We start from the raw sequence: 22840 nt of genomic DNA, 5'->3' as shown, positions 1-22840 counted from the left end.
ATCATAGCGCCACGGCGAAAGAATAGTGCCCGTCTTCATCGGCCGCCGCGCGCCAATCTACGCAAAAGCGCGATAGGGTGCCCTATCGACGCCCCGCCGCCTCCTGCGGCGCTCCGCACGCGGCGCTTAGCCTGCGTTCTTGATCGCGGCCTCGAAGCTCTTTGCATCGAAGGCCGGCATACTTTGGATCCGCCCCAGACCCTGAGTGGAGTACCAGACAGAGAACGCGAGCATCGCTTCCGGATTCGGGGCATCAACGATATCGACGAAATCGTAGTAGCCCTGCGTGTAGTGGATCGACTCGATCTTGATGCCCAGATTGTCGAGCTTCGCCTTGGCTTTGCCGACCCGTTCCGATTGCTTGCTCGCCCACTCTGGGGCCAGATTACCAAGCAGCACATATTTCATGGCCACCTCCACGTCATGTTGATCATTTTGCGCGAGGGACCCGATAATTGTACGCCTCCCCGCAGCCCGCGTACATCCCCTTGGGCAGCGGAGACGGTTATGGAAGCCGGGCCTGGGAGAAGATTGCCCGACGACGCGTAGTGCAGAATCGAAGGCTAGCCGTGCGCTGGTAACCGGACCGGGTTCCCGGCCACAACATCATAGCGCCACGGCGAAGCAATAGTGCCCATCTTCATCGGCCGTGGCGCGCCATTTCCTTCCAACTCCGTCTGGCGGCGTGGCAGCACTCAGTGCTTCATTTGCTCGAACACCACGATCACACCGGTCGGCTCGGGCTCATGCGCCGTCAGGCGCGTCAGGTCCGAATCGGCCCAGTTGGCGAGGCTGACAACTTCGCCGCTCTGACGGTCCGTCGCGGGTTGGTGCGGTGGCCGCGCTGCTCGGCGGCTTCCACGATGCGGTAGCCGATCGGGGGCAGCGCGCCATTCCAGAAGCCTTGGCGGGCATTCTCCTTCATGGCGCGCAGCGTATGCTTGGCGTTCTCCTTGGACTGGTATTCGTCGAATAGCGCCATGATCTGGCGGATCATGTTGCTCATTGGGTCGTCGCCGAGCTCCTGCGTGATCGACACCGGGCGCACGCCGTTCTTGGCAAGCCGGCGAACATAGAACTCAAGCTGGAACTGGTTGCGGAAGAAGCGGCTGAAGCTGTGGACCACGATCACGTCGAATGCCGTCGGCTTGACCGTCGCCGCGTCGATCATGCACTGGAACTCCGGCCGCCGATCGTCGGTCGCAGACGCGCCCGGCTCGACATAGTCGGAGGCAATCTCCCACCCACGCGATGCGCAATAGCCCTTCGCCTGGCGGCGCTGATCCGGGATGGAGAGATCGTTATCGGCTTGCCGTCCCGTCGAGACCCGCAGGTAGAGAGCAGCCCGAACCGTTGCAGCCATGGTGATGTCCCCTCAGTCCTTTCCAAACAACTCGTCGAACAGATCACCGAACCAGGCTTCGAAGACATCGATCTCCGTTTCGGTCACTGACACGTCCTTCGGCCAGTCGTCCGTCACCGCCCATGTCACCGAAGCGCGCTTCGCTCGTCGTCGACCAGGACGCGCGGGCGCACGCGCATAGTCGTAGAGATCGTCAAGTGGGGTGCGGTCCGGCGGACGCCGTAGCTGCGATTTGTGAGGAAGAGCCATGGCGCCACTGTGGCAAGCCTGGCCGATCCGCAGAACGGCCGATGTCTACGCCAAGTCACGCTGCAGCCCTGCGAACTCGCACTTTCTCTGCAGCATGAGCGCGATCGCGCAGTGCAGGCCATGAACGCATGGAAGCAAAAGAGCCGGGCCAGCGGAGCGCCGTCAAGGCCGCGAGCCGGCGGAGCCGGTCGCGCGCAGCGCGAGCCTTGGCGGTGCACCGTTGGTCCGGCAGTGGCCTCCCATGCGGTCATGGCAATATCGACGCTCTTGACCCAAATCGGACGGCGAAGAGGCGGTTCAGAGGCCCCGATCTGAAGGGGTTTACCCGTATCGTCGACGATGAGTCTCACGCCACCGATCTCACCGCGAGCGTGGTACCTTAGCCCCAGCATTTTTGATACCTAGCGCCCCCTCCGCAACTAGGCTACGCTCCCTCAGAACAGACAAAGGGAGGCCCTCGATGCGTGCGGTCGCTCTCATGTCGTTTGTTGCCGGGTTGCTTGTGAGCGGAGCGGCACTGGCGGAATGCCCGACGGCCGAGGCAATCCAGATCTTCATTAAGGACTGGCAAGCGAAGCGTCCGACGAAGGCGCTGCCCGTTTCCGACATGAGGGATGCCGTATGCGCTCGCGACAAGCTCGTCGAGGCCTTGACCGACTCGCAAGGCAAGGTCGTTGGGTACAAGGCCGGGCTGACAGCTAAAGCGGTTCAGGAGCGCTTCAACTGGAACGCGCCTGTTGCGGGCCTTGTGCTCGAAAAGATGGTGTTGAACGATGGCGCCACCGTGCCGGCGACGTTCGGGGCGCGCCCCGTATGGGAGTCCGATATGCTCCTCGTCGTAAAGGATGACGGTGTAAATCAGGCAAAAACCCCGGAGGAGGCCCTGCGACATATATCAGGGATGCGGCCCTACATCGAGCTGAACGACATCGCGCTCGGCCCCAACGAGAAGATCGACGGCCTTCAGCTAATCGCGATCAACGTTGCCGCTCGTCTCGGAGTCGCGGGCCCTGAAGTCCCGTTAGAGAACACGCCGGAAACTCTGAAGCGTCTCGCTGAAACGAAGATCGTCGCGACCGACGAGAGCGGCGCTATGCTGGCCGAAGGGGTCGGTGCGGCGACACTCGGGAATCCGCTAAGCGTGGTCGTGTGGCTTGCGGAAGACCTCGCGAAGAGCGGCCGCAAGCTGAAGGCTGGCGACCTGATCAGCGTCGGGGCGTTCTCGCCGTTAACCCCGCCGAAGCCCGGTCAGACGGTCACCGTCCGATATGAAGGACTGCCGAGCATTCCGAGGGTGTCAGTGAGATTTGAGTAGACCATTTCGTTTCGGAGTCGATGGATCCGGGCCGAGCCGGCGCATCGCATCAGGACCTGCTCTGTTGTAAAGCGCGGGCGCAAGTGTTCGGAACCTCGCGTGAGGGCTATGCGATGGTACTGGAGACACGGTATGCCAAAAGCGGAGAGGTTCGGATCGCTTATCAGGTGGTCGGGAACGGGCCGCTTGATTTGATCCTTGTGCCAGGCTTCATCTCCAATCTCGATCACCAGTGGGACAACCCGGCGCTGGCGCATTTCCTGTCGCGGCTTGCGAGCTTCAGCCGTCTCATCCTGTTCGACAAGCGCGGCACCGGGCTTTCGGACAGGACCGGAAGCATCCCGACCCTGGAAGAGCGCATGGATGATGTGCGCGCGGTGATGGATGCCGTTGGCAGCGAACGCTCCGCCGTCTTCGGCACCTCGGAGGGCGGTGCGATGAGCATGCTGTTTGCGGCGAGCTATCCCGAGCGGTGCCAGGCCCTCGTGCTCTATGGAGCCTACGCCCACTTCTTCACGTGGGTCCTGCCGCCGGATAAGTTCGAAGGCTTCCTCGACAAGGTCGAGCAGTCGTGGGGAACAGGGGCGAGCATCACTGCGTTCGCGCCGACGTGGGCGCCGGACGAGCGATTCAGGCAATGGTGGGCACGCTCCGAGCGATTGGGAGCGAGCCCCTCGGCCGTCCTTGCGCTCCTGCGCATGAACAGCGAGATCGACGTTCGGCACATTCTCCCGACCATTCACACGCCGACGCTCGTGCTGCACCGGACCGGCGACACCAGGGTCAACGTAGAAGCTGGCCGCTACCTGGCGCAAACCATTCCGGGAGCGAAATACGTTGAGCTGTCTGGACAGGATCATTTTATCTCGGCAGGCGACCACGACAGTGTCGCTTGCGAGATAGACGAATTCCTCACGGGCTCACGAGCCCACGTCGAGCGGGATCGCATCCTCGCAACGGTAATGCTCACCGACATCGTCGACTCGACGAAGCGCGCATCGGAACTCGGTGATACGCGCTGGAGCGCGCTGCTTGACCAGCACGACCGCATTGCACGGCTGGAGATTGAACGCTTCAAGGGACGGGAAGTGAAGACAACAGGCGATGGGTTCTTGGCAACTTTCGACGGTCCTGCTCGCGCAATTCGGTGCGCTGCCGCCATCTCCGAGGGCGTGCGCTCGTTGGATCTCCAGGTCCGAGGCGGAGTGCATACGGGGGAGATAGAGGTAAAGCCGGACGACATTAGCGGAATAGCTGTGCACATCGCAGCTCGCATCTGCGACTTGGCCGGAGCTGGGGAGGTGCTCGTGTCCAACACCGTTCGTGATCTGGTCGCCGGCGCAAACCTTCGCTTCGGAGATTACGGTTTTCATGCCTTGAAGGGACTTGATGAAGCCGTGCACCTGTATCGGGCCGAGACTGAAGAGCATGTGCGGGCCGCCTCGGCGAGGTGACTCCAACGCTTGGGCTGCGCTGTCGTTTTCATTTCTTGGCGTCCCGAAGCAGAGCCCGCGTAGGCGCGTGTGATTCTTATTATCTCGATATTCAGGGCCGCAGCACAAAGGCAGCGTGGCTGCCGTCCCTTGAGCGCCGGAACAACTTCTCAGGCGAAGATGCAAGGTCGGTTCCTGGCCCATCGCGCCGTTCCCGGGATTGATCGAAATGGCCGCAGCCGAAGGGTAACCGGACCACCGGCGAAATCGGGCGGACAGCGCCCATGAGGCGTAGCGCAAGATCGCAGGCCATCGCTGGTCATCCGGCCGGATCGCTTAAGCGGCCGTTGCATCATAGCGCCACGGCGAAACAATAGTGCCCATCTCCATCGGGCCGTGGTGCGCCATTCTGAACGATGGCTTGGGTTGGCCGGCCCCGATTTGTGGCCTGTGCGCGTCATGAACCGTGGCGCAGCCATTCAGGTGGCAACCTTTTCGGCTTATCTTCCTTGTTTGGCGGCGTTGCCGGGCACCACGTGCGTCCTAATGCTATCGATACGGGTCTTGGCGCTCTTCAAGCACTCATCACTTCGATAGTTCGCGTACCCGTAAGCGATCGTCCAGCCGATCATCAGGATACCAACCGCACCCATAAAGAGGCCGTACCTCATGTTGTTTGGAGCTGCGTCCGCGATATTGCTCATCCCTATTTCCCTGTCCCCCGAATCGTGGCGTCGAGGGCCTCCAATTCGATCTGCTGGAATCGGCACGCGTCGAGCGATTGGTATTTGCGATACAAATTGTAGAACATGCAAGGCAGCAGCAGGATCCAAAAGACGACACTGAGCATCCTGAGCTTTGAAGCGTCTACGCGCATCTGGCCGCCTTCAATCTTGAAGCAATCGTTCGAAAGATATCGTCGAGAGGTCAGTAAGGAACTTCGCCGGGCGGGAGCCGCGACCCCGGTCGCCACCCGGGGGGATTGGGCTTGCAACCCGTTGCCGTATGATGCCAGCCGCGATTGCAGCTGGTCTTATTTGCCTGGATACAACGATTTCTATCGCAGTCCGAACGACAGCTTAAGATCGCCGCGCCGGTGTAATGTCGGTCACAAACCATGTAACAAAATACGCAATCTCCGCCGGATCTTCCCTGAGCCGCGGCTGGCAATATTGGTGCAACTGAACAACCGACAAGCAACACGAAAGCCTTGTTCTGGCTCAATGCATACATCTCAAAAGCTCCGGATTGACCAGTGATCCACCCAGCGCATTCAGAGTGGTGCGTTCATATGCGGCTTTAGGCTTGTTCGATGCGGCCAATGGCGTTTTGACGCATTGGTCGCATGATAGTTGACATGGCGATCACCCAACCAAGCTTGCCCAGCCCAGGACAAGCTCGCGCCGAGCCCAAGACGGGTGATGGGATATGCCTATTCGCGCCCATCCGCTACTTCGTTGCCGAAGCTCGAGAAATACGAGGCCGCAGAAAGATGATTGCAGGACGGTTCAACTTCGTTCGATGCCGCAGACCCCCTGATGCCGGCCACAAGCTATTAGTCGCAATCCCACGGTAACAGTTCATTCGATCCAGCCCATTTCGTGGCTGATCTCATTTGTCGGCGAGTCTGCAGTGTTTCGGCGCTCCGAGGTGAGCGCCAAACCGGCTCAGCCCAGAGCCTCACGTCGTGATCATCGTTCAGCAACTCAACGGCGCTTGCCGGCCTGACTGAGGTTGCAGGAACACCATCATAAACGCAATGAGCGGCTCTTCGTGAATGATCTTCTGTCTAGACCCGGTGAAGGGTCTGCCGGGGCTGGCCGCTTCGCCAAGATATCGGGTGCTGAGTTGCCACCTCGTTACTCGTACCCATACTGCCGGTTGCAGTAGTGCCGGCCACGCTCCTGAGCGGCAGCTTCCTGGGCCTTGCCTTGGGGGTGTCCGTTGTTCCATCCAGCGAGGAAGGTCGTTGTCTTGAGACATTCCACGTATGGCTGATTGGAAAGCCAATCCAAATTCAGCCCTCCGGCGTTGGCGGCCGAGTCATACGCAGAGCCAATCACCGAACTAAGGCCCACGAGGGCGGCGAGGGCCGCGAAGCGAACGGTTCTCATTGTCCAGTCTCCCGTTTACGAGGCGTAAGGATCATCCCCCGTCCCGACGGTGTAAGAACTAGATTGTCGCGCGGAGACTCGCTGTGATGTCCATCACGTTGATTTCAGCGCTGACGTTTTGAGCCCGCTTGGCTTTGCCCGCAATGGCGGCTGGTCTTTGTCGGTTACCCGCGTTCAACCGACGTTTGCAGTGGCCCTCGAAATCCGGATCGCACCATGGAGGTGCACATCGTCAGCCACGCATCTGATGCGGACCTTCAGAACCATCGCAATGATTCCCCGGCGCGCATTGCGCGCGCCGGGTGGCTGAAAAAAGCTCCGCGCCATTGGCTGGCGAGCGTCTCTCAATGGCCGCCGATCTTGCGAAGGTGCTTAGCCCGGAGGTCCTTTGGCCGATTTTACCACGACTGACCGCCAGCTTTACACGCCCTGGTGGCGTCAGTGCTTCATTTGCTCGAACACCACGATCACACCGGTCGGCTCGGGCTCATGCGCCGTCAGGCGCGTCAGGTCCGAATCGGCCCAGTTGGCGAGACTGACAACTTCGCCGCTCTGACGGTCCGTCGCGGGCGATGGGGTGGGTTCGACAACCTTGAGTCCTGACTCATCGACAAAGAACGTGTGCTCGCCGAACATGCTGCTGAGCTGGGGCATGGCGGGATGCTCGTCGGGCAGCACCTGAGCGCCGAGTTGATTGACGGTCTGCTTGACCTGCGTGGATGTTAGCTTCATGGGCTGCTCCGTTTTTGTGATTTTCGGGTTTCGTTGGCTTGGGCCAGAGCAGGCGTTCCCTGCGCTTGTGTTCGCCTGGCTCAAACTCCCGAACGGATGCTGCGCACAAATGTTCCGCCGAAATGCATTTCGTGATGACGAATCGCGCCTGCCGCAGCTTCGGCGCGAGGTCGCCACACCATGCACATCATTTTGGCGCTCCGGCGCCAGCGCGCTAGAGATCGAAATTGGTCGGCAGCATGACGACATCGCGAATCGTCATGCTGCGCGGCCGCGTCAGCATGAACATCACGACGTCGGCGACCTCGCCGGCTTCCAGCAGGCTGCCCGAGTCCCGGGCCTCCTTGAGCTTCTCAGGCGGCCAGTCCGCGAGCAGCGCGGTGATGACGGGACCGGGCGACACCGACCCGACGCGGATGCCGTGCTTGCAGACCTGACGCCGCACGGTCTGGACGAAGCAATTGATCGCCCATTTGGACGACGCATAGACCGGCTCCCACGGCGTTGGAAAATGGGCCGCCAGCGAGCTCGTGACGATGACGTCGCCGGTCCGGCGTTCGATCATGTGGGGCAGCACGTCGCGCACATTCTTCATCACGACATTGATGTTCAGGTTCAGCATCCGGTCGATCGCAGTGCCGTCGGCATCGACGAGGTCGCCGCCGACATAGGCGCCCGCATTGGCGTGCAGGATGTCGAGCCGGCCGGCGGTCTCCAAGACTCTCGGCAGCAGCGTGGCGCAATCCGTGGGATCAAGGAGGTCGATGACGAGCGGGATCACGGCATCGCCGTGCTTGCCGTGGAGTGCCTTCAATGCCGCACCGTCGCGGTCGACCGTCGCCACGCGCGCGCCGGCGGCCAGCATCGCCTCGGTGCTGGCCAGTCCAATGCCCGACGCAGCCCCCGTGACGACGGCAACCTTGCCTTCCAATTCACCTGCCATGAGCGTCACTCCGTTACTCTCCTCGCTATTCTTCCCGGTTCTCGCCAACCGACAGCGCGCAGATGCGCGACAAATGCGTGTAGGGCAGTCCGGTCTCCTCGGCCCAGGCGTTGAACTGCGCCTGCACCCTGGCGAGATCGCCCTTCGATTTGACCTCCTCGGCGATGTCGAGGCCGGCCTCGCGCAGGCAAGCGACGACGTCCTTCGACGTGACGAAGCCGTCCCAGCCGACGAAGCGCAGCAGCATCTGGCCCGTGTTGCCCCCGAGCCGGCTGCCACGCTTGGCCAGAAGGTCGAGCAGGCCGATTTCGTCGGACGACGGCCACTTCGCCAGAAACCTGCCGAAGCTGCCGTGCTCCTTTGCGATGTCCTGGACAAAGGCGGCGTTGTCGCGCACCGACATGATCTTGGCGCCGTTGCGCACGATGCGCGCGTCGCGCAGCAGGCCTTCCCAATAATCCTCGGGCTGGAAGCTGAGCCTGGCCGGCTCAAAGCGCAGGAAGGCGCCCTCGAAACCGTCCCATTTTGCGTCGATTACGCTCCAGGCAAATCCCGCGCAAAACACCCGCCTGGTCATCTCGGCCAGGATGCGATCGTCGCCGAGCCTGGCCAGCCGCTTCAAATCGGGCTTTGCCGGCATCAGCTTTTCGAGTGCCTTGGGCCCGCCCTTGCGCTTCTCGGCGCGGGTGCGAACGGTCTTGAAGGAGATCATGCGATCACCGCGTTGGGGATGGACCACGACATCAGAATTCGATGACCCGGTCCAGCCCTGCGGCGTCAGGCACTTGCGCGTGGGAGCGCGCAGGAGCATGCTTGCCCGATCGGATTGCCAAGGGGCGGGCATGCTGGTCTGCTCCTTGCTTAGAACATTTTGCAATTCCCAAACATTTTCAATCTCTCGCTCACGGATTTTTCCATGCGCTGCCTGGTCGTCGCCGACCTGCATTACTCACTGCCGCAGTTCGACTGGCTGGTCAGCGCGGCGCCGCAATTCGACCTCGTGATCTTCGCCGGCGATGCGCTCGACATCGGCTCGATGGTGGATTTTCGCGCCCAGATCGTGGTGGTGAAAAAGTACCTTGCGCTGCTCGCCGCCCGGACGCGGGTCATCCTCTGCTCCGGCAATCACGATCTCGACGAGCGCAATACGGAAGGCGAGAAAGTCTCGCGCTGGATCTCGGAGGTGCGGGAGCTCGGGATCGCCTGCGACGGCGACAGCTGCACCATCGGCGATACGCTGTTCACAGTGTGCCCCTGGTGGGACGGTCCGCTGGTCAAGCAGCGTCTCACCGACCAGCTTCGCGATGCCTCGATCAACCGGCCGCAGCGATGGATCTGGGCGCATCACGCGCCGCCGGCGGATTCGCCGACGAGCTGGGGCGGCAAGCGCTTCTTCGGCGATGTCGAGCTGGTGCAGTGGATCATGCAGTATCAGCCATCGCTGGTGATCTCGGGCCATGTCCATCAATCGCCCTTCATCAAGGACGGCTCCTGGTTCGACCGGCTCGGCCCGACCTGGGTCGTCAATGCCGGCCTGCAACCCGGCCGGCCGCCGACCCATATCGTACTGGATCTCGAGGCGGACCAAGCGTTCTGGCTGGCGGCGGGCGAAGCGCAGTGGATCGATCTCAGCGCGCCCCTGAAGCGGCCCGCTTTGCCGGTCGCGGCTGCGCCGGACTGGCTTACATTCTTGGATCGGATTCCCGATCCGAGCCTGGCGAGACCTCAAGCGGCGGCAGGTTGATCATGCTCTGGAGCACCTCGCCGACCATCGCCAGATGCGTGCCGTGGCCGGCATATTGCCGCTTGAGATCGGCGAGATAGGTGTTGGCGACGTTGAGCCGCTGCGCCAGCAGGCGCGCGATCAGCAGCGCAACCTCAGGCTCGCGCTTGAGGACCGAGGCGGCATCCTCGAATTCGTAGACGATCGAGTCGGAGCAGGCCCGCACCGTCGCCGTGTGCGGCTGTCCCAACAACACCGACATCTCACCGAGCACCGCGCCGGGCTCCGTGACAATTGCGACCACCATCTCGCCCTTGAGCACTTCGAGCTTGCCTTGCATCAACACATAGAGGTGACCGGTGGTACCACCCTCGGTGATGATGAGCGTGCCGGCCGTGACCTGCCGTTCCGTTCCGCCGGTGCAATAGTCCAGAACTGCGCGCATCTTGCGAAAAGCTCCCGTCGCGAAAGGCCACTAGAGCATGATCCGCGGGAACGTGCAGCGGTTTTCGGGCACGCCATACGCCTGCTCAAGTTTTCGGCACACCGACGCCGAGCATCACACTCGTGAGAGCGACGGCACCTCCTCCGGCATGATCGCCTGCAGGCCGCCGAAACGACGCTCGCGGCCATGAAATGATGCGAGCGCCTCGGCGAGGTCGACCGCCTCGAATTCGGGCCACATCCGCTCGGTGAAGTGCAGCTCGGCATAGGCGCCTTCCCACAACAGGAAGTCCGACAGCCGTTTCTCGCCGCTGGTGCGGATGATGAGGTCGACGTCGCGCAAGCCGGCCTCGCCGGTGACGAGCTGCGAAAAGGCCTCGCGGGTCAGGTTGGTCAGCGCCGCCGCCTTCGCCGCCGCCTTGAGGATGGCATCGCGCGCGGAATAGTCGACGGCGATGCGCAGATGCAGCGTGCTGCCGTGAGCGGTGGCGGCTTCGGCACGCGCGATGGCGGCGGCGATGCCGTCAGGCAGCCGGTCGCGGCGGCCGATCACCGTCAGGCGCACGCAGTTCTTCACCAGGCTCTGCACCTCGTTGGCGAGATAGAACCGCAACAGCGTCATCAGCGCGGCGACCTCGGCCTTGGGCCGGCGCCAATTGTCGGTGGAGAAGGCGTAGAGCGTCAGCGTGCCGATGCCCTGCTTGGGTGCGATCTCGACGACGCGGCGGATCGCCTCGACGCCGGCCTCGTGGCCGCGTGCGCGCGACAGGCCGCGGCGTGTCGCCCATCGGCCGTTGCCGTCCATGATGATACCGACATGAAGCTTCTGGTTCTGGGACGTGACGTCACTTTGCATTGCAAAGTCTCCGGTCAAAAAGGGGGGCGATCAGGTCGAGAGCATGCCGAGCCGGCCGAGCGGCGGCGCCTCGCGGCCGGCGGCCTTGGCGGCGTCGCGGACCAGGCGCTCGAGCACGGCGAGATAGTCGAGGAAGCGGCGGCGGCCGGCCTTGGTCAGGCGGCAGGTGGTGTGCGGACGGTTGCCCTCATAGCCCTTGGTCACCTCGACGAGGCCGGCGTCCTGGAGGACGGCGAGATGCCGGCTGAGATTGCCGTCGGTGAGGCCGCAAAGCTGCTTGAGATCGGCGAACGCCAGCCCTTTCGGATGCGCCATCAGCGAGGTCAGAAGCCCGAGCCTCGCCTTCTCGTGAATGACGCGGTCGAGCCCCTGATAGGAAAACGGCGCGCTGTCAGTCTTCGACATCGTTGTCTCCGGACGCGAAATACAAAATGGCCGCCATCACCGACTGGCCGATCACGAAGGGCAGGCCCATGGTCCATGGCGACAGCGTATGGGTCGCGCTTGCCAGCACCACCACGGCAAAGCCCGAAATGAAATACCAGGCGCCGGCAAGCGCGACCGTGCGCGGCAGCGAGCGGACGGAGGCGAAAATGCCGAGCGAAACCAGGATCTGCCACAGGCCAGGCAGCAGCCATAGAGTCTCGGCCGCGAACTTCCACATCACCACCGCGAGCAGGACGCCGGCGACGCCGGCGGGGAGGAACTGCTCGACCGCCTGGTGGATCATCGCATCGGCGAGACCGGAATGATGGCGGCGCGAACGCGCGCGCATCTCGATCCCGATGATCAGGCCGGAAAGTGCGGCGGCGATGAACCAGCCGAAAAAGAAGCCGAGCGGCTCGCTGGTGGGATCGCCGAGCAGCCAGAATTGCAGCACCGCGGTAACGAGCGCGACCGCGCCGGTTGCAGCCATCGTCGCCGGGCCGTAGCCGCGGAACGCGGTGCCGGCCGCGATCTGGCTTCGGATCGCTACGATGTCGGCCAGTGCCTTGTCGAGATCACGCATTGGCAACGCCAAGCCCCGCTCCGCCCATGCTTTCGAGATCGCCTATCCCGTCACTTTGTATTGCAAAGTATATAGGATTGCAAAGTAAAGACAAGGTCGAAGGTGCGGTAAGGAGACGTTGCCAGGGGCAAACAACTGCCGGTTGCGCAACCTGTCTTGCCCTGGATAAGATAGCATCAAAACATTCCCGGGGGCTCGTATGTGGCTTAAGTCAATTGTGGTTGCGTTTGTTTTCCAGGCGGTGCTCGCCGGGCTCGTCCATGCGGCGGGGCCTTTCGGCACCATCCATGTCGGCAACTGGAACGGTGGCGCGTATACTAATGATTCGACCGGCGCGTTCTCCCATTGCGCCGCGAGCACGCCCTACGCCAACGGCGTAACTTTGCTTGTAGGCCAGGATTCAAACAATGCGTGGCTGCTGGGCTTTGCCAATCCAGCGTTTCGTTTCAAGAAGGGCGAGAATCTGACGATCGACGTGACCTTCGATGGTCAGGCCGAGGCAAGGCTCTTCGCGACGGCGTTTTCCGAGGTCATGGTCTCAGCGGTTCTGCCTACGACCGTCGCTCGTGCGTTTCAGAAGGCGAGCCTGATGGTGGCGGTGGCAAGAGGCACGCCATTTCAATTCAGTCTGACATCGACTGCACCTTTGGTCGCCGCGGTCACCAATTGCGTGGCTCGAGTCAAGGCCGACGGGCTGGACAAAGCCGGCGATTTTACGAAAGTTGCCGCCAAGCCGCAGGCTGCTCCGGACAAACAGGCGCCGCCGGCTGCCAGCAAACCTGGCAGGGGGAAGAGCGGCACCGGTTTCGTGGTAAGTGCCAACGGGCACGTCGTCACCAACAACCATGTGATCGACGGCTGTGTTGGCGACATCAAGGGTAACCTCACCGGCGAGGCCGCGATGGTGCTGCGCGTCGTGTCGAGCGATGCCAACAACGACCTCGCTCTGTTGCAGGCGCCGTCGACCACCACGTTCAAGGACTTTGCCCGGATCCGCGACCGTTCGATCCGCTCCGGCGATTCCGTCATCGCGATCGGCTTTCCCTTCCACGGCCTGCTAACCTCGGATTTCACCGTGACCACCGGCATCGTCAGCTCGCTCAGCGGCATGCGCAACGATTCGCGTTTCCTGCAAATCAGCGCGCCGGTGCAGCCCGGCAACAGCGGCGGCCCGCTGTTCGACACCACCGGTCAGATCGTGGGCGTGGTCACCGCAAAGATCCCCGTACTGCGCATCGCCGCTGCGACCGGCAACATTCCGGAGAACATCAACTTCGCCATCAAGACCGGCGCGCTGCGCGACTTCCTCGACAATTCCGTGGTGCCGTACCAGACCGCGGAGCCGAAGGGCGGCTCAAGACCACCGACATCGCCGGCAACGCGCGGCCCTACACGATGTTGATCTCGTGCAACGGCACCGAGCAGGCCGATGCGAAGCGGTAAGGCAGGCTGCAGATTACGCCGCCGCGTCAACTACCCCTGTCATTCCCCGCGAAGGCGGGGAATCCAGTACGCCGCGGCCTTTCCGTATCATAGCGCGGCCTCTGGAATACTGGATCGCCCGATCAAGTCGGGCGATGACGCTGTTGGTGTGGACCTAGCGGGCCCGACAACTCACCCGTGGCAGCACGAACCCTTTGCCGCCTGCGGTTCGTATTGGTCGCGCAGGCGGACCCAATCCATCGGGTAGGGCAGACCCTCTTCATGGCGGCCGAGCGGCGTCAGGTCGAGGTATTGATAGGCGGCGTTCATCATGTCGAGGCCGCGGGCGAAGCATGAGTAGGTGTGGAAGACCTCGCCAGCCTCATTGCGGTAGAATACGCTGATGCCGGGAAGCTCGGGGCCATAGATGCGCGTGGTGCCGAAATTGTACATCGGCTTGCCGGTGGCGATCTGCTCAGGCGAGAACGTCACGCCGTAATCCTGATTGAAACTGCTGCTCCCTGAGGAGACCCAGTCGAAGCTCCAGCCCATCCGCTTCTTGAAGGCTTCGAGCTTTGCGACCGGCGCCAGCGAGACCGCGACCACGCTGGTATCGCGCGCGGCCAGATGCGGCACCATGCGCTCATAACCATCGGCCCAGAACGAGCAGCTCTTGCAGGCAGCGTCCCAATCGGACGCAAACATCACATGCTGAACGACGAGCTGAGGGCGCCCCTTGAAGAGATCGCCGAACTCCACCTTGCCGTTCGGCCCGTCGAAGACGTAGCTCTTGTCCACCTTGACCCATGGCAATGCGCGGCGCTCTTCGGCGAGCCGCTCGCGCGCTTGTGTCAACTCCTTCTCATGGGCCAGATGGGCCTTGCGGGCTGCAATCCATTGCTCACGCGAGACGATCTGATGCTGTTGCATGATATCCTCCTTTGCAGGGATCAGGCGATGAAGGCGTCGAGCTTGTCGAAGGACGAACTCCAGCCGAGTTGATGGTTGTCGCGTGCGGTCTCGTCGAAGAACTGGGCGTGATGGAACACCATCAGCGTGCCGGCGCTGTCGGGCTTGAGCGAGATCGTCACCAGCGACTCGCGTTCCGGCGTCGAATGCCAGGCCCAGGTGAAGACCAGCCGTTCGTTCGGCACCACCTCGCGATAGCTCCCACGAGCTTCAAAATACTCGCCATCATCGCGCGTGAAGCTGATCCGGAAGTGGCCACCAGTGCGGACGTCCAGTTCGGCATCGAGCGTGGCTGGCTTCATGTTCGGCGGGCCGAACCATTGCATCAGTTGCTCGGCCTGCGTCCAGGCGGCGTAGACTTTTTCCGGGCGCGCACGGAGCCGGCGCGTGAGCGTGAGGCTTGGACGCTCGGTTGGACGTTCGTTGGCGCGGGGGTCGGCGTTGACGGCGGCGGCGGCCATGGGTCTTCCTCCACAAAAGCGGCAAGGCGATCGAGATTGTCGGACCAGAACTGCGCGTAGCGATTGAGCCAGTTCATCGCCTGCTCCATCGGCTGCGCGGTAAGCCGGCAGGAGACCGTACGCCCGGTCTTCTCCCGCACGACCAGGCCTGCATCGGTGAGCACGTCGAGATGCTTCATGATCGCCGGCAGCGAAATCGAGAACGGCGCGGCCAGTTCGCTCACGGACAGGCTGTCCCCTCCGCCGAGGCGCGCGAGCAGCGCGCGTCTGGTCGGATCGGATAGCGCCGCAAAAGTCCGATCCAGGATCTCGTCTTGATACTTAACCATGTGGTTTAGTATAGGCCCGAGCGGAAGCGCGTCAAGCCTCTCAAGAAAAAAGCCCTGCCATACGGCAGGGCTCCATCCCAACGATCACAAGATCGCTACTCGACCTTGAGGCCGGCGAAGTCGACGACCTTCTTCCACTTCTCGGTCTCGGCCTTGATCTCCTCGCCGAACGCCTCGGGCGTCTGCACCCGCGGCTCGCCGCCGAGTTCGACCAGGCGCTTGGTCATGTCCGGCTCCTTCATGAGCGTGTTGATCTCATTGTTGAGCTTGGCGATGATCTCCTTCGGCGTGTTCTTCGGCGCGCTCATGCCGAACAGCGCGCTGGCCTCGTAGCCCTTCACGGTCTCGTCGACCGTCGGCACGTCGGGCAGTTGCGCCGAGCGCTGCGTGGTGGTGACAGCGAGCGCGCGCAGACTGCCGGAACGGATGTGCTGGATGATCGAGGGCATGTTGTCGAAGATCACCTGCACCTGGCCGCCGAGCATGTCGGTGATCGCGGGCGCGGCACCGCGATAGGGCACGTGCTGCATCTTGCAGCCGGTCATCGCCATGAACATCTCGCCGGACAGATGCACCGAGGTGCCGTTGCCGGACGAGGCCATGTTCACCTTGCCGGGATTGGACTTCACGTACTCGATGAACTCGGCGACGTTCTTGGCAGGCACGTCCTTGTTCACGGTCATCACGTTCGGCACGCGCTGGAACGAGGCCACCGGCGCGATGTCGCGCACGAAGTTGAACTTGAGGTTGGTGTAGAGCGAAGCGTTGATGTAGTTGGCCGGATTGACCAGCTGCAGCGTGTAGCCGTCTGGCTCGGCATTGATGACGGATTCGGTGGCAATATTGTTGCCGGCGCCGGGCTTGTTCTCGATGATGAATTGCTGGCCGAGCCGTTCCGACAGCCGCTGGCCGATCAACCGCGCCAGGATGTCGGTGGCCCCACCCGGCGGATAGCCGACCACCCATTTCACCGGCCGGGCCGGGTAATCGGCGGCAAAGGCCTTCGACAGCGGAGTGGCTGCAAGCGGACTGGCAGCGAGCAGGCCCAGCGCGGTACGGCGAGTGATCATCTCAAGGGTTCTCCCACGTGTTGTTCTTCAAAGCCGGATGTCTTGAAAGTGGCGTGAGCGGCGTTGTAACAAAGCCCGGAGCACGCGGAAAGTGCGCAACGCACATGGCGACGAAAGGATTAAGGCATGCCGGTCAAGGTCCAGGCCCTCGATCACCTCGTCATCAACGTCGCCGATGTTGCAGCTACGGCCGAGTGGTATCGCAGGATCCTCGGCATGGAAGTCAAGGTGTTCGACCCCGGCGGCGGCAAAGCGCCGCGGACTTCGCTGCAATTCGGTAACCAGAAGATCAACGTCCGGCCGCGCGATGCCGACAAGGTTGAATGGTTCACCGCGGACCATCCGGCCGCCGGCAGCGAGGATCTGTGCTTCCTCACCTCCGCGACACCCGAAGAGGTCGTGGCGCATTTGCAGGCCAACGGGGTTGCGATCGAAGAGGGTCCCGGACCGAGGCAAGGCGCTCGCGGCACGTTGCGCTCGGTCTACTGCCGGGATCCCGACGGCAGCCTGATCGAGATTTCGTCGTACGAGGATTAGAGGCCAGGCAGCCCGCCGTTGGCGCCAGCGCCGCTAGATCAGCTACAGCGACTTGTTCAGAACGATCCCAGCGCCACCGGGCGGAATGCCTGCAACAGCTGCTGATCGAGCTTGCCGCCCATGCCTTCCATCATCGTGAAGGCGCGGGAGTGGGTGAAGGGCATGCGGTAGGCGCGCTTCTCCACCAATGCGGCGTAGATGTCGACGATGGTGGTGAGGCGGACGATATCGCTGATCTGGTTCGAGGACAGGCCGTTGGGATAGCCGCTGCCGTCGAGGAATTCGTGGTGGTGCAGCACCACATCTAACATCTCCGGCGGGAAGCCGCCTTGCGCTGCAAGCGCGTCATAGCCGCGGCGCGGATGCTGGCGGACCTCGTCCATCTCCTCGTCGGTGAGCTTGCCCGGCTTGTCCAGGAGCGCGGACGGAACGAAGGCCTTGCCAACGTCATGCAGCAGGGCGGCGCGGGTCAGGCGGCGCTGATCGTCCTCGCGCATGCCGAGATGCTGCGCGAAGGAGACCGCAAAACCGGTGACGAACAGGCAGTGCCGATAGCTGCCGACATGATGGCAACCGACGGTGGTGAGCCACTCGCGCAGCGAGGAGTGCTTGATCGCCTTCAGGATCTTGCTCTCGGCGGCGATGATATCGTCGAAGGTCAGGGGCACGCCGAGCGGCAGCTTCTCGAACATCTTCCTCAGCACCGCATGCGCCGCCTCGACGCCGCGGTTGAGCGTCTTGCCGCGATCGGTCGCGTCATAGCTGGCGGTGTCGGGAAAGGCGGCGCGGATGCGCTGCAAAATCGCCTCTGGCTGAAGCGGCCGCGAGATCGTGTCGGTGGCGCCGAGCGCCCAGGCCTGCATGGTGCCGTGATGCAGCGCGTCGGCGAGCACGAACAGCCGCGGCATCGCACGATAGGCGTCGCCGCGCAATTTGTTGCGCACCCGCTGCACGCTCTCAGGCGAGCGCAGGTTGATGTCGACCACGAGGCCGGAGAGACCGCGCGCCGGCTGCTCGGGGATCGCCTCGGTCGTCACCGTCGCGACGTCGCCCACCGCCTTCAGAATGCTGGCGAGTTCGCTGCTCTCGTCGCTCCGGTCGGAGGCGAGCAGAAGCCGGCGTTTGGCGGCAGGTTTGGCTGAGGCGTTCATGGCTTCCCCAAGAGCAACTGAAGTGCACGGGACTGTGTTGGGCATCAGCCTAAGCCCGATCGGGTTCTCCGGCCCTTAAGAGGCGTGCTCAATGGAGGCCTGAGGAATTGCACGCAATTTTACGGACTTCGGTTGCCGGAGGGTCCAAATCAAAACAGCGAAAACAACCCCATGCACAGTAGACGGACCGTTGATGATAAAGGGGGTTTTGGGGCGCGTCAGTCCCACCCCCGCCGTCATCGCCCGGCCTCGACCGGGCGATCCAGTACTCCGAGACGGCGCGGCTAGAACCGAGAAGCCGCGGCGTACTGGATGCCCCGCCCCAGTGCGCAAGCGCGCACAAGGCGGGGCATGACAGTGAGATTGTGGAGGCCGTTCTCCCAAAAAGAAATCCGCCGGTGGTTGCCCTCCGGCGGATCGGGTCAGATAGATCGAACCCCGCTTACGCCTTCATCGCGCCCTTCCCCGCTTCAGCCGCGATCGGCAAGGCGTGCACGCGGCGCTTGCCGCGCGCGGGATGCTGACCCAGCGCGATGCGCGCGTGATGGAGCTGTTGCCGGATATCAAGGTGCCGTCGCTGATCGTGGTCGGTGCCGACGACACGCCGTTCCTGGCGGCGTCTGACTACGTGGCGGCCAAAATCCCCAGCGCGCAAAAAATCGTGATCCCCGCGGGCGGGCACGCCGTCAACATCGATCAGCCGCAGGCTTTTGTTGACGCGGTGGTGGCTTTCCTGAAGAACTTGCCGGCATAGGCCGGTCAGACGGGAACGCAGACGATGAAGCAGGCGATGTTGGCCGCGATCATGGCGGCGGGATTGCTCTCGGCGCCGGTGCGCGCCGAACCGTTCGGTGCACCGCCGCCGCGCCTGCCATTCGTCGCGACATTGTCAAACACTACGCCGCTGGCGTTCGGCATGGACGCCGGGCAGACCGCGCGTGCCCTGGGCCGGCCGCTGCAATACGTCCGCGGGGGTCCAAGCAACGAGATCTATCTCGCCCTGCGCAACATCGGCGGCAGCGGATTGATCCCCTCTCGCCACCGCCTGTTCCTGCAATTCCGACATGGACGGCTGGCAGGATGGAAGGAGGACTACGGCGAGAACTGGATGTGGGAGTGACGCATAACTCCCACCCCTCATGGTGAGGAGGCGCGCAAGCGCCGTCTCCGGACGATGCTTGCATCGCCGGGCGAACCATGAAGGCCCGGCGGCCACCCCTCATCCTGAGGAGCTTGCGAAGCAAGCGTCTCGAAGGATGAAGGCCCGGCTGAGGCGGCACCGGCCTCTATCCTTCGAGACGCCCGCTTAGGGCGGGCTCCTCAGGATGAGGGGATAGGATGGAATTTCGGATTGGCAACAAGATCAACAAGCAAGAAGGACAACCCGCGTGGGACAAGACATCAAACTGACGGCCGCCGACGATTTCCAGTTCGGCGCCTATCGGGCTGATCCGGCAGGGAGCCCGAAGGGCGCGGTGGTGGTGATCCAGGAGATCTTTGGGGTCAATCACCACATCCGCTCGGTCTGCGACCGCCTCGCCGAAGAGGGCTATGTTGCGATCGCGCCGTCGATCTTCGACCGGACCGTGCCCAACTTCCAGTCGGGCTACTCGCCCGATGAGATTGCCGAGGCCCGCAAATTCGTGGCCAATCCAGATTGGGCTGCGATGCTGCGCGACACTCAGGCCGCGATCGACGCCGTGGCGAATGTCGGTGCCGTCGGCATCATCGGCTTTTGCCTCGGCGGCAGCGTCGCCTTTGTTGCGGCGACGCGGTTGTCGGGCTTGAAGGCGGCGATCGGGTATTACGGCGGCGCGGTCGTGCGCTTTGCGGATGAGACGCCGAAGGTGCCGACGCAACTGCATTTCGGCGAGAAGGACGCCGGCATTTCCCTGACCGACGTCGAGACCATCAAGGTGAAGCGACCTGAAGTCGAAGTCTTCATCTATCCCGGCGCCCAGCACGGCTTTCATTGCGACGAGCGTGCGAGCTACGACAAGACCAGCGCCGACATCGCCTGGCCGCGCAGCATGGGGTTTTTTGCCAAGCATTTGAGGAAGTAGCGCGCGGCCAACTTTAAGTCTCCGTCGTTCCGGGATGCGCCGACAGGCGCAGGCCCGGAATCCATCGTGCGTCAGTGTTTGTGGGCCGATGGATTCCGGGTTCGCGCTTCGCGCGCCCCGGAATGACGAGGGAGGGAGAGTTGCGCCACTCCTAAGCAGAAATCGGGTGGGCACCGCCTGGCGCGCGGCAGTAGAGCTGGCCAATCAAGCCAGCTCACGCCGGAGAACAACATGCAGCAGGCCGTCACGCACCTCGTCATCCGCAATCCCTTTGGAACCATGGACGTTCCCGAGCCCGGCGATTCCGAGGTCATGGACTATGCCGCGACCGCCACGCTTGCCGGCAATGCGGCCGACGACAATGTGGCACAGTGGGCGTCCTTTCCCGTGCCCGATCCGCTCGACGGCACCTGGGCGAGCCGCTGGAATGGCGGCGCCGATCCGACTATCGCCGGCGACACCCCTGAGACATGGAAACAGGGCCGCGCCGAGATCCGCGCCGTCGGCGAGCGTATCTATCTGCGCTTTGACTGGGACAACGGCCGCCGGCACGGACTGATCGATGCCGCACGCGACGGCGCGCATCGGCTGGTGGGCAAGTACATCAACCTGACCACGCCGGCGATCAGACGGCCATGGGTCGGGCTCGTGGTCGATGCCACGCGCATTGACGGCCGCTTTCCGAACGGACGGCTGGATTTTCGGCGATGAGGCGCGGGATCGCCGACATCACCTCTGCTGTCATTCCGGGATGCGCCGCGAAGCGGTGCAGGCCCGGAATCCATCGGGCGACAGAGTTGGTGGAGGAATGGATTCTCTGATGCGCAATTGCGCATCGTAGCTCGCGACTTTGTCGCGCCCCGGAATGACGAGGGGAGATTTGGAACGAACTTAAAACCAGCGCTCGCCGACGAACACGGTGTCGCCGGGGCTGAGGGGGGTACCGAGCGGCACCATGGCGCGCATGGCGCCGCCGGCTTCGGTGTGCGTGATGGTGACCACGTCGCGCTTGGCGCGCGGCGAAAAACCGCCGGCGATGGCGACCGCGCTCTCGACCGTCATGTTCGGCACGTAGGGATATTGGCCGGGCGCGGACACTTCGCCGAGAATGAAGAACGGGCGATAGGCCTCGATCTCGACCGCCACCGAGGGCTCGCGGATATAGCCGTTGCGCAGGCGCGCGCCGATTTCACCGGCGAGTCCCGCCGTGGTGCGGCCGCGCGCCGGCACGGCGCCGATCAAGGGCATGGTGATCGAGCCGCCGGCATCGATCGCATAGCTGTTGGTGAGACCTTCCTGGCCATAGACCACGACGCGCAGCTTGTCGCCGGCGTCGAGATGGTAGGAGGCGTCGTAGCGGACCGGTGCAGCCATCGGCGCGGCATAGCCGACCGGCATGGGTGCAGGAGCCGACGCAAAGGAATTGCGCAACGCGCCGATGGCACCGCCGGTGTCGGCGACGACAACCGGCTGCGGGGCGCTGTAGGGCTGGCCATAAACCATCGAGTCGAGATCGGCGCGCGGCTGCGCGATCGCGACCGGACCGGCGGTCTGCATGCAGCCGCCGAGGGCAAGCGCGGCGGACACTGCCAAGATCGACAATCGAAACGCGCGCACAACCCGCACCAGAGCCATCCCTCGAAACGAGACAGCGTTAGTGATGCACCGGGTATGGTTAATAAAGCGTTGAGGGGTGTGGCTGTGACGGTCGCACCCTCCCCTGGAGGGGGAGGGCAATCGCATATGGGTGCACGATGCGGCGACATCGGCAGTGGGCCCCCTCGCCCGCTTGCGGGAGAGGGTTGGGGTGAGGGTGTCTCGGCGACCGAGAATCCCCTGGAGGAAAGAACCCTCACCCGCCGCGCTCGGGACGATGCTTCGCATCGCCCGGGGCGCGTCGACCTCTCCTGCAAGCGGGAGAGGTGCACCGAGTTCGTCGCTAGCTTACGCGCTCACGCCGGCGCCGATCGGGCAGGACACGCCGGTGCCCCCTAAACCGCAATAGCCGGAGGGATTTTTTGCCAGATATTGCTGGTGGTAGTCCTCGGCGAAGTAGAACTCGCCGGCAGGCGCGATCTCGGTGGTGATGGCGCCGAGGCCCTTGGCGGCGAGTGCCTTCTGATAGAGCGCCTTCGACTCGTCGGCAGCCTTCTGTTGCGCATCCGAGTAAGTGTAGATCGCGCTGCGGTACTGCGTGCCGACATCGTTGCCCTGGCGCATGCCCTGCGTCGGGTTGTGGCTCTCCCAGAACGTCTTCAGGAGCTTGTCGTAAGAAACCTTCTTCGGATCGAACACGACCAGCACCACTTCGGTGTGGCCGGTGCGTCCCGAGCAGGTCTCTTCATAGGTCGGGTTCGGCGTGTGCCCGCCGGCATAGCCGACCGCAGTCGTGTAAATGCCGTCGCCGAGCTCCCAGAACTTGCGCTCGGCACCCCAGAAGCAGCCGAGTCCGAACACGGCCTGCTCGAGACCGGCGGGATAAGGCGGCTTCAGCTTCGCGCCGTTGACGAAATGGGTGGTGGCGGTCGGTAGAGGCTGCGCGCGGCCCGGCAGCGCTTCGGCTGCGCTCGGCAGTGCGGTGGTCTTGCGCATGAACAGCATGGTCGGATCTCCGAGACGAGCCGCGTGTCGCCCAAGGTGTATTCAAGTCAATCTCC

At 63.2% G+C, this 22840-nt stretch carries 24 protein-coding genes and 3 pseudogenes; 9 read left to right on the top strand and 18 right to left on the bottom strand.

Going from position 1 to position 22840, the window contains the following annotated elements; all coding sequences use genetic code 11:
• Positions 1–126: 126 nt before the first annotated feature.
• The 3 genes and pseudogenes from GWG65_RS12630 to GWG65_RS12620 all read right to left on the bottom strand — a co-directional run bounded on the left by GWG65_RS12630 (position 127) and on the right by GWG65_RS12620 (position 1612).
• Positions 127–408 (bottom strand): GYD domain-containing protein, encoded by a 282-nt coding sequence (locus GWG65_RS12630; protein WP_275195887.1) that lies wholly within the window; start codon positions 406–408, stop codon positions 127–129.
• A 421-nt stretch (positions 409–829) separates the two neighbouring features.
• Positions 830–1363, bottom strand: a pseudogene (locus GWG65_RS12625) (recombinase family protein); the annotation flags it as partial.
• 12 nt (positions 1364–1375) lie between these two features.
• The gene (locus tag GWG65_RS12620; RefSeq protein ID WP_275195886.1) at positions 1376–1612 is read right to left on the bottom strand and encodes a hypothetical protein; all 237 of its coding nucleotides are present in this window, start codon (positions 1610–1612) and stop codon (positions 1376–1378) included.
• A gap of 460 nt (positions 1613–2072) precedes the next feature.
• On the opposite strand from GWG65_RS12620, the gene GWG65_RS12615 reads away from it, so the two are divergent.
• Together GWG65_RS12615 and GWG65_RS12610 are read left to right on the top strand one after the other, a co-directional pair.
• On the top strand, positions 2073–2927 hold the full coding sequence (locus tag GWG65_RS12615; RefSeq protein WP_275195885.1) for a hypothetical protein: 855 nt from the start codon (positions 2073–2075) through the stop codon (positions 2925–2927).
• Between the two features lie 113 nt (positions 2928–3040).
• Complete coding sequence (locus tag GWG65_RS12610) at positions 3041–4381, top strand: adenylate/guanylate cyclase domain-containing protein (protein WP_275195884.1); 1341 nt, start codon at positions 3041–3043, stop codon at positions 4379–4381.
• Between the two features lie 479 nt (positions 4382–4860).
• Here the strand turns inward: GWG65_RS12610 and GWG65_RS12605 are convergent, their stop codons facing one another.
• The 4 genes from GWG65_RS12605 to GWG65_RS12590 all read right to left on the bottom strand — a co-directional run bounded on the left by GWG65_RS12605 (position 4861) and on the right by GWG65_RS12590 (position 8861).
• Positions 4861–5064, bottom strand: a complete 204-nt coding sequence (locus tag GWG65_RS12605; protein WP_275195883.1) for a hypothetical protein — start codon at positions 5062–5064, stop codon at positions 4861–4863.
• A 1848-nt stretch (positions 5065–6912) separates the two neighbouring features.
• Positions 6913–7206 carry a hypothetical protein gene (locus GWG65_RS12600; RefSeq protein ID WP_275195882.1) on the bottom strand — a complete coding sequence of 98 codons (294 nt, stop codon included), beginning with the start codon at positions 7204–7206 and terminating at the stop codon, positions 6913–6915.
• Between the two features lie 214 nt (positions 7207–7420).
• The gene (locus GWG65_RS12595) at positions 7421–8149 is read right to left on the bottom strand and encodes an SDR family oxidoreductase (RefSeq protein WP_275195881.1); all 729 of its coding nucleotides are present in this window, start codon (positions 8147–8149) and stop codon (positions 7421–7423) included.
• Between the two features lie 25 nt (positions 8150–8174).
• The gene (locus GWG65_RS12590) at positions 8175–8861 is read right to left on the bottom strand and encodes a DNA-3-methyladenine glycosylase I (RefSeq protein WP_275195880.1); all 687 of its coding nucleotides are present in this window, start codon (positions 8859–8861) and stop codon (positions 8175–8177) included.
• 204 nt (positions 8862–9065) lie between these two features.
• Here GWG65_RS12590 and GWG65_RS12585 point away from each other — a divergent pair, with 204 nt between their 5' ends.
• Positions 9066–9893 carry a metallophosphoesterase gene (locus tag GWG65_RS12585; protein ID WP_275195879.1) on the top strand — a complete coding sequence of 276 codons (828 nt, stop codon included), beginning with the start codon at positions 9066–9068 and terminating at the stop codon, positions 9891–9893.
• Here GWG65_RS12585 and GWG65_RS12580 read toward each other — a convergent pair.
• The 4 genes from GWG65_RS12580 to GWG65_RS12565 form a co-directional block, all read right to left on the bottom strand.
• Positions 9832–10317, bottom strand: a complete 486-nt coding sequence (locus GWG65_RS12580) for a cyclic nucleotide-binding domain-containing protein (protein ID WP_275195878.1) — start codon at positions 10315–10317, stop codon at positions 9832–9834. The two genes, GWG65_RS12585 and GWG65_RS12580, sit on opposite strands and share 62 nt — an antisense overlap.
• A 114-nt stretch (positions 10318–10431) precedes the next feature.
• Positions 10432–11172, bottom strand: a complete 741-nt coding sequence (locus tag GWG65_RS12575; protein ID WP_275195877.1) for a di-trans,poly-cis-decaprenylcistransferase — start codon at positions 11170–11172, stop codon at positions 10432–10434.
• Between the two features lie 30 nt (positions 11173–11202).
• On the bottom strand, positions 11203–11577 hold the full coding sequence (locus tag GWG65_RS12570) for a transcriptional regulator (RefSeq protein WP_148737118.1): 375 nt from the start codon (positions 11575–11577) through the stop codon (positions 11203–11205).
• Positions 11564–12181: a hypothetical protein gene (locus GWG65_RS12565; protein WP_247383653.1), complete on the bottom strand. Its 618-nt coding sequence runs from the start codon at positions 12179–12181 to the stop codon at positions 11564–11566. Before GWG65_RS12565 ends, GWG65_RS12570 begins: the two co-directional genes overlap by 14 nt.
• A gap of 199 nt (positions 12182–12380) precedes the next feature.
• Here GWG65_RS12565 and GWG65_RS12560 point away from each other — a divergent pair.
• Positions 12381–13624 (top strand): annotated as a pseudogene (locus GWG65_RS12560) (trypsin-like peptidase domain-containing protein).
• Positions 13625–13795: 171 nt separating this feature from the next.
• On the opposite strand, the gene GWG65_RS12555 reads toward GWG65_RS12560, so the two are convergent.
• The 4 genes from GWG65_RS12555 to GWG65_RS12540 all read right to left on the bottom strand — a co-directional run bounded on the left by GWG65_RS12555 (position 13796) and on the right by GWG65_RS12540 (position 16432).
• Positions 13796–14533, bottom strand: coding sequence for a DUF899 domain-containing protein (locus GWG65_RS12555; protein WP_275195876.1), 738 nt, complete (start codon positions 14531–14533; stop codon positions 13796–13798).
• A 20-nt stretch (positions 14534–14553) separates the two neighbouring features.
• A complete protein-coding gene (locus GWG65_RS12550; RefSeq protein ID WP_275195946.1) occupies positions 14554–14898 on the bottom strand; it encodes an SRPBCC domain-containing protein in 345 nt (114 codons plus the stop codon).
• Positions 14898–15362 carry a metalloregulator ArsR/SmtB family transcription factor gene (locus tag GWG65_RS12545; protein ID WP_275195875.1) on the bottom strand — a complete coding sequence of 155 codons (465 nt, stop codon included), beginning with the start codon at positions 15360–15362 and terminating at the stop codon, positions 14898–14900. Before GWG65_RS12545 ends, GWG65_RS12550 begins: the two co-directional genes overlap by 1 nt.
• Before the next feature lie 95 nt (positions 15363–15457).
• A complete protein-coding gene (locus GWG65_RS12540) occupies positions 15458–16432 on the bottom strand; it encodes a tripartite tricarboxylate transporter substrate binding protein (RefSeq protein WP_275195874.1) in 975 nt (324 codons plus the stop codon).
• Positions 16433–16558: 126 nt separating this feature from the next.
• On the opposite strand from GWG65_RS12540, the gene GWG65_RS12535 reads away from it, so the two are divergent.
• Positions 16559–16969, top strand: a complete 411-nt coding sequence (locus tag GWG65_RS12535; RefSeq protein WP_275195873.1) for a VOC family protein — start codon at positions 16559–16561, stop codon at positions 16967–16969.
• A 56-nt stretch (positions 16970–17025) separates the two neighbouring features.
• Here the strand turns inward: GWG65_RS12535 and GWG65_RS12530 are convergent, their stop codons facing one another.
• Positions 17026–18120 carry an HD domain-containing phosphohydrolase gene (locus tag GWG65_RS12530; RefSeq protein WP_275195872.1) on the bottom strand — a complete coding sequence of 365 codons (1095 nt, stop codon included), beginning with the start codon at positions 18118–18120 and terminating at the stop codon, positions 17026–17028.
• A gap of 499 nt (positions 18121–18619) precedes the next feature.
• Here GWG65_RS12530 and GWG65_RS12525 point away from each other — a divergent pair.
• The 4 genes and pseudogenes from GWG65_RS12525 to GWG65_RS12510 all read left to right on the top strand — a co-directional run.
• Positions 18620–18874: pseudogene (locus GWG65_RS12525) on the top strand (alpha/beta fold hydrolase); the annotation flags it as partial.
• Between the two features lie 24 nt (positions 18875–18898).
• Positions 18899–19240 carry a hypothetical protein gene (locus GWG65_RS12520; protein WP_275195871.1) on the top strand — a complete coding sequence of 114 codons (342 nt, stop codon included), beginning with the start codon at positions 18899–18901 and terminating at the stop codon, positions 19238–19240.
• A gap of 268 nt (positions 19241–19508) precedes the next feature.
• A complete protein-coding gene (locus tag GWG65_RS12515) occupies positions 19509–20183 on the top strand; it encodes a dienelactone hydrolase family protein (RefSeq protein WP_275195870.1) in 675 nt (224 codons plus the stop codon).
• Between the two features lie 231 nt (positions 20184–20414).
• On the top strand, positions 20415–20894 hold the full coding sequence (locus GWG65_RS12510; RefSeq protein ID WP_275195869.1) for a hypothetical protein: 480 nt from the start codon (positions 20415–20417) through the stop codon (positions 20892–20894).
• A gap of 180 nt (positions 20895–21074) precedes the next feature.
• Here the strand turns inward: GWG65_RS12510 and GWG65_RS12505 are convergent, their stop codons facing one another.
• On the bottom strand, positions 21075–21818 hold the full coding sequence (locus GWG65_RS12505; protein ID WP_275195868.1) for a polysaccharide biosynthesis/export family protein: 744 nt from the start codon (positions 21816–21818) through the stop codon (positions 21075–21077).
• A 309-nt stretch (positions 21819–22127) separates the two neighbouring features.
• On the bottom strand, positions 22128–22784 hold the full coding sequence (msrA, locus tag GWG65_RS12500) for a peptide-methionine (S)-S-oxide reductase MsrA (RefSeq protein ID WP_275195867.1): 657 nt from the start codon (positions 22782–22784) through the stop codon (positions 22128–22130).
• Between the last annotated feature and the right edge of the window lie 56 nt (positions 22785–22840).

Origin of the sequence: Bradyrhizobium sp. CSA207 (assembly GCF_029051685.1) — a bacterium.
Lineage (GTDB): Bacteria > Pseudomonadota > Alphaproteobacteria > Rhizobiales > Xanthobacteraceae > Bradyrhizobium.
This window is presented reverse-complemented; position numbering and strand designations above follow the sequence as displayed.

What these genes read in the sequence shown, in the direction of transcription:
- GWG65_RS12630 (WP_275195887.1), bottom strand. Translation starts at nt 408, where the DNA reads ATGAAATATGTGCTGCTTGGTAATCTGGCCCCAGAGTGGGCGAGCAAG.
- GWG65_RS12620 (WP_275195886.1), bottom strand. Translation starts at nt 1,612, where the DNA reads ATGGCTCTTCCTCACAAATCGCAGCTACGGCGTCCGCCGGACCGCACC.
- GWG65_RS12615 (WP_275195885.1), top strand. Translation starts at nt 2,073, where the DNA reads ATGCGTGCGGTCGCTCTCATGTCGTTTGTTGCCGGGTTGCTTGTGAGC.
- GWG65_RS12610 (WP_275195884.1), top strand. Translation starts at nt 3,041, where the DNA reads ATGGTACTGGAGACACGGTATGCCAAAAGCGGAGAGGTTCGGATCGCT.
- GWG65_RS12605 (WP_275195883.1), bottom strand. Translation starts at nt 5,064, where the DNA reads ATGAGCAATATCGCGGACGCAGCTCCAAACAACATGAGGTACGGCCTC.
- GWG65_RS12600 (WP_275195882.1), bottom strand. Translation starts at nt 7,206, where the DNA reads ATGAAGCTAACATCCACGCAGGTCAAGCAGACCGTCAATCAACTCGGC.
- GWG65_RS12595 (WP_275195881.1), bottom strand. Translation starts at nt 8,149, where the DNA reads ATGGCAGGTGAATTGGAAGGCAAGGTTGCCGTCGTCACGGGGGCTGCG.
- GWG65_RS12590 (WP_275195880.1), bottom strand. Translation starts at nt 8,861, where the DNA reads ATGATCTCCTTCAAGACCGTTCGCACCCGCGCCGAGAAGCGCAAGGGC.
- GWG65_RS12585 (WP_275195879.1), top strand. Translation starts at nt 9,066, where the DNA reads ATGCGCTGCCTGGTCGTCGCCGACCTGCATTACTCACTGCCGCAGTTC.
- GWG65_RS12580 (WP_275195878.1), bottom strand. Translation starts at nt 10,317, where the DNA reads ATGCGCGCAGTTCTGGACTATTGCACCGGCGGAACGGAACGGCAGGTC.
- GWG65_RS12575 (WP_275195877.1), bottom strand. Translation starts at nt 11,172, where the DNA reads ATGCAAAGTGACGTCACGTCCCAGAACCAGAAGCTTCATGTCGGTATC.
- GWG65_RS12570 (WP_148737118.1), bottom strand. Translation starts at nt 11,577, where the DNA reads ATGTCGAAGACTGACAGCGCGCCGTTTTCCTATCAGGGGCTCGACCGC.
- GWG65_RS12565 (WP_247383653.1), bottom strand. Translation starts at nt 12,181, where the DNA reads ATGCGTGATCTCGACAAGGCACTGGCCGACATCGTAGCGATCCGAAGC.
- GWG65_RS12555 (WP_275195876.1), bottom strand. Translation starts at nt 14,533, where the DNA reads ATGCAACAGCATCAGATCGTCTCGCGTGAGCAATGGATTGCAGCCCGC.
- GWG65_RS12550 (WP_275195946.1), bottom strand. Translation starts at nt 14,898, where the DNA reads ATGCAATGGTTCGGCCCGCCGAACATGAAGCCAGCCACGCTCGATGCC.
- GWG65_RS12545 (WP_275195875.1), bottom strand. Translation starts at nt 15,362, where the DNA reads ATGGTTAAGTATCAAGACGAGATCCTGGATCGGACTTTTGCGGCGCTA.
- GWG65_RS12540 (WP_275195874.1), bottom strand. Translation starts at nt 16,432, where the DNA reads ATGATCACTCGCCGTACCGCGCTGGGCCTGCTCGCTGCCAGTCCGCTT.
- GWG65_RS12535 (WP_275195873.1), top strand. Translation starts at nt 16,559, where the DNA reads ATGCCGGTCAAGGTCCAGGCCCTCGATCACCTCGTCATCAACGTCGCC.
- GWG65_RS12530 (WP_275195872.1), bottom strand. Translation starts at nt 18,120, where the DNA reads ATGAACGCCTCAGCCAAACCTGCCGCCAAACGCCGGCTTCTGCTCGCC.
- GWG65_RS12520 (WP_275195871.1), top strand. Translation starts at nt 18,899, where the DNA reads ATGAAGCAGGCGATGTTGGCCGCGATCATGGCGGCGGGATTGCTCTCG.
- GWG65_RS12510 (WP_275195869.1), top strand. Translation starts at nt 20,415, where the DNA reads ATGCAGCAGGCCGTCACGCACCTCGTCATCCGCAATCCCTTTGGAACC.
- GWG65_RS12505 (WP_275195868.1), bottom strand. Translation starts at nt 21,818, where the DNA reads ATGGCTCTGGTGCGGGTTGTGCGCGCGTTTCGATTGTCGATCTTGGCA.
- msrA (WP_275195867.1), bottom strand. Translation starts at nt 22,784, where the DNA reads ATGCTGTTCATGCGCAAGACCACCGCACTGCCGAGCGCAGCCGAAGCG.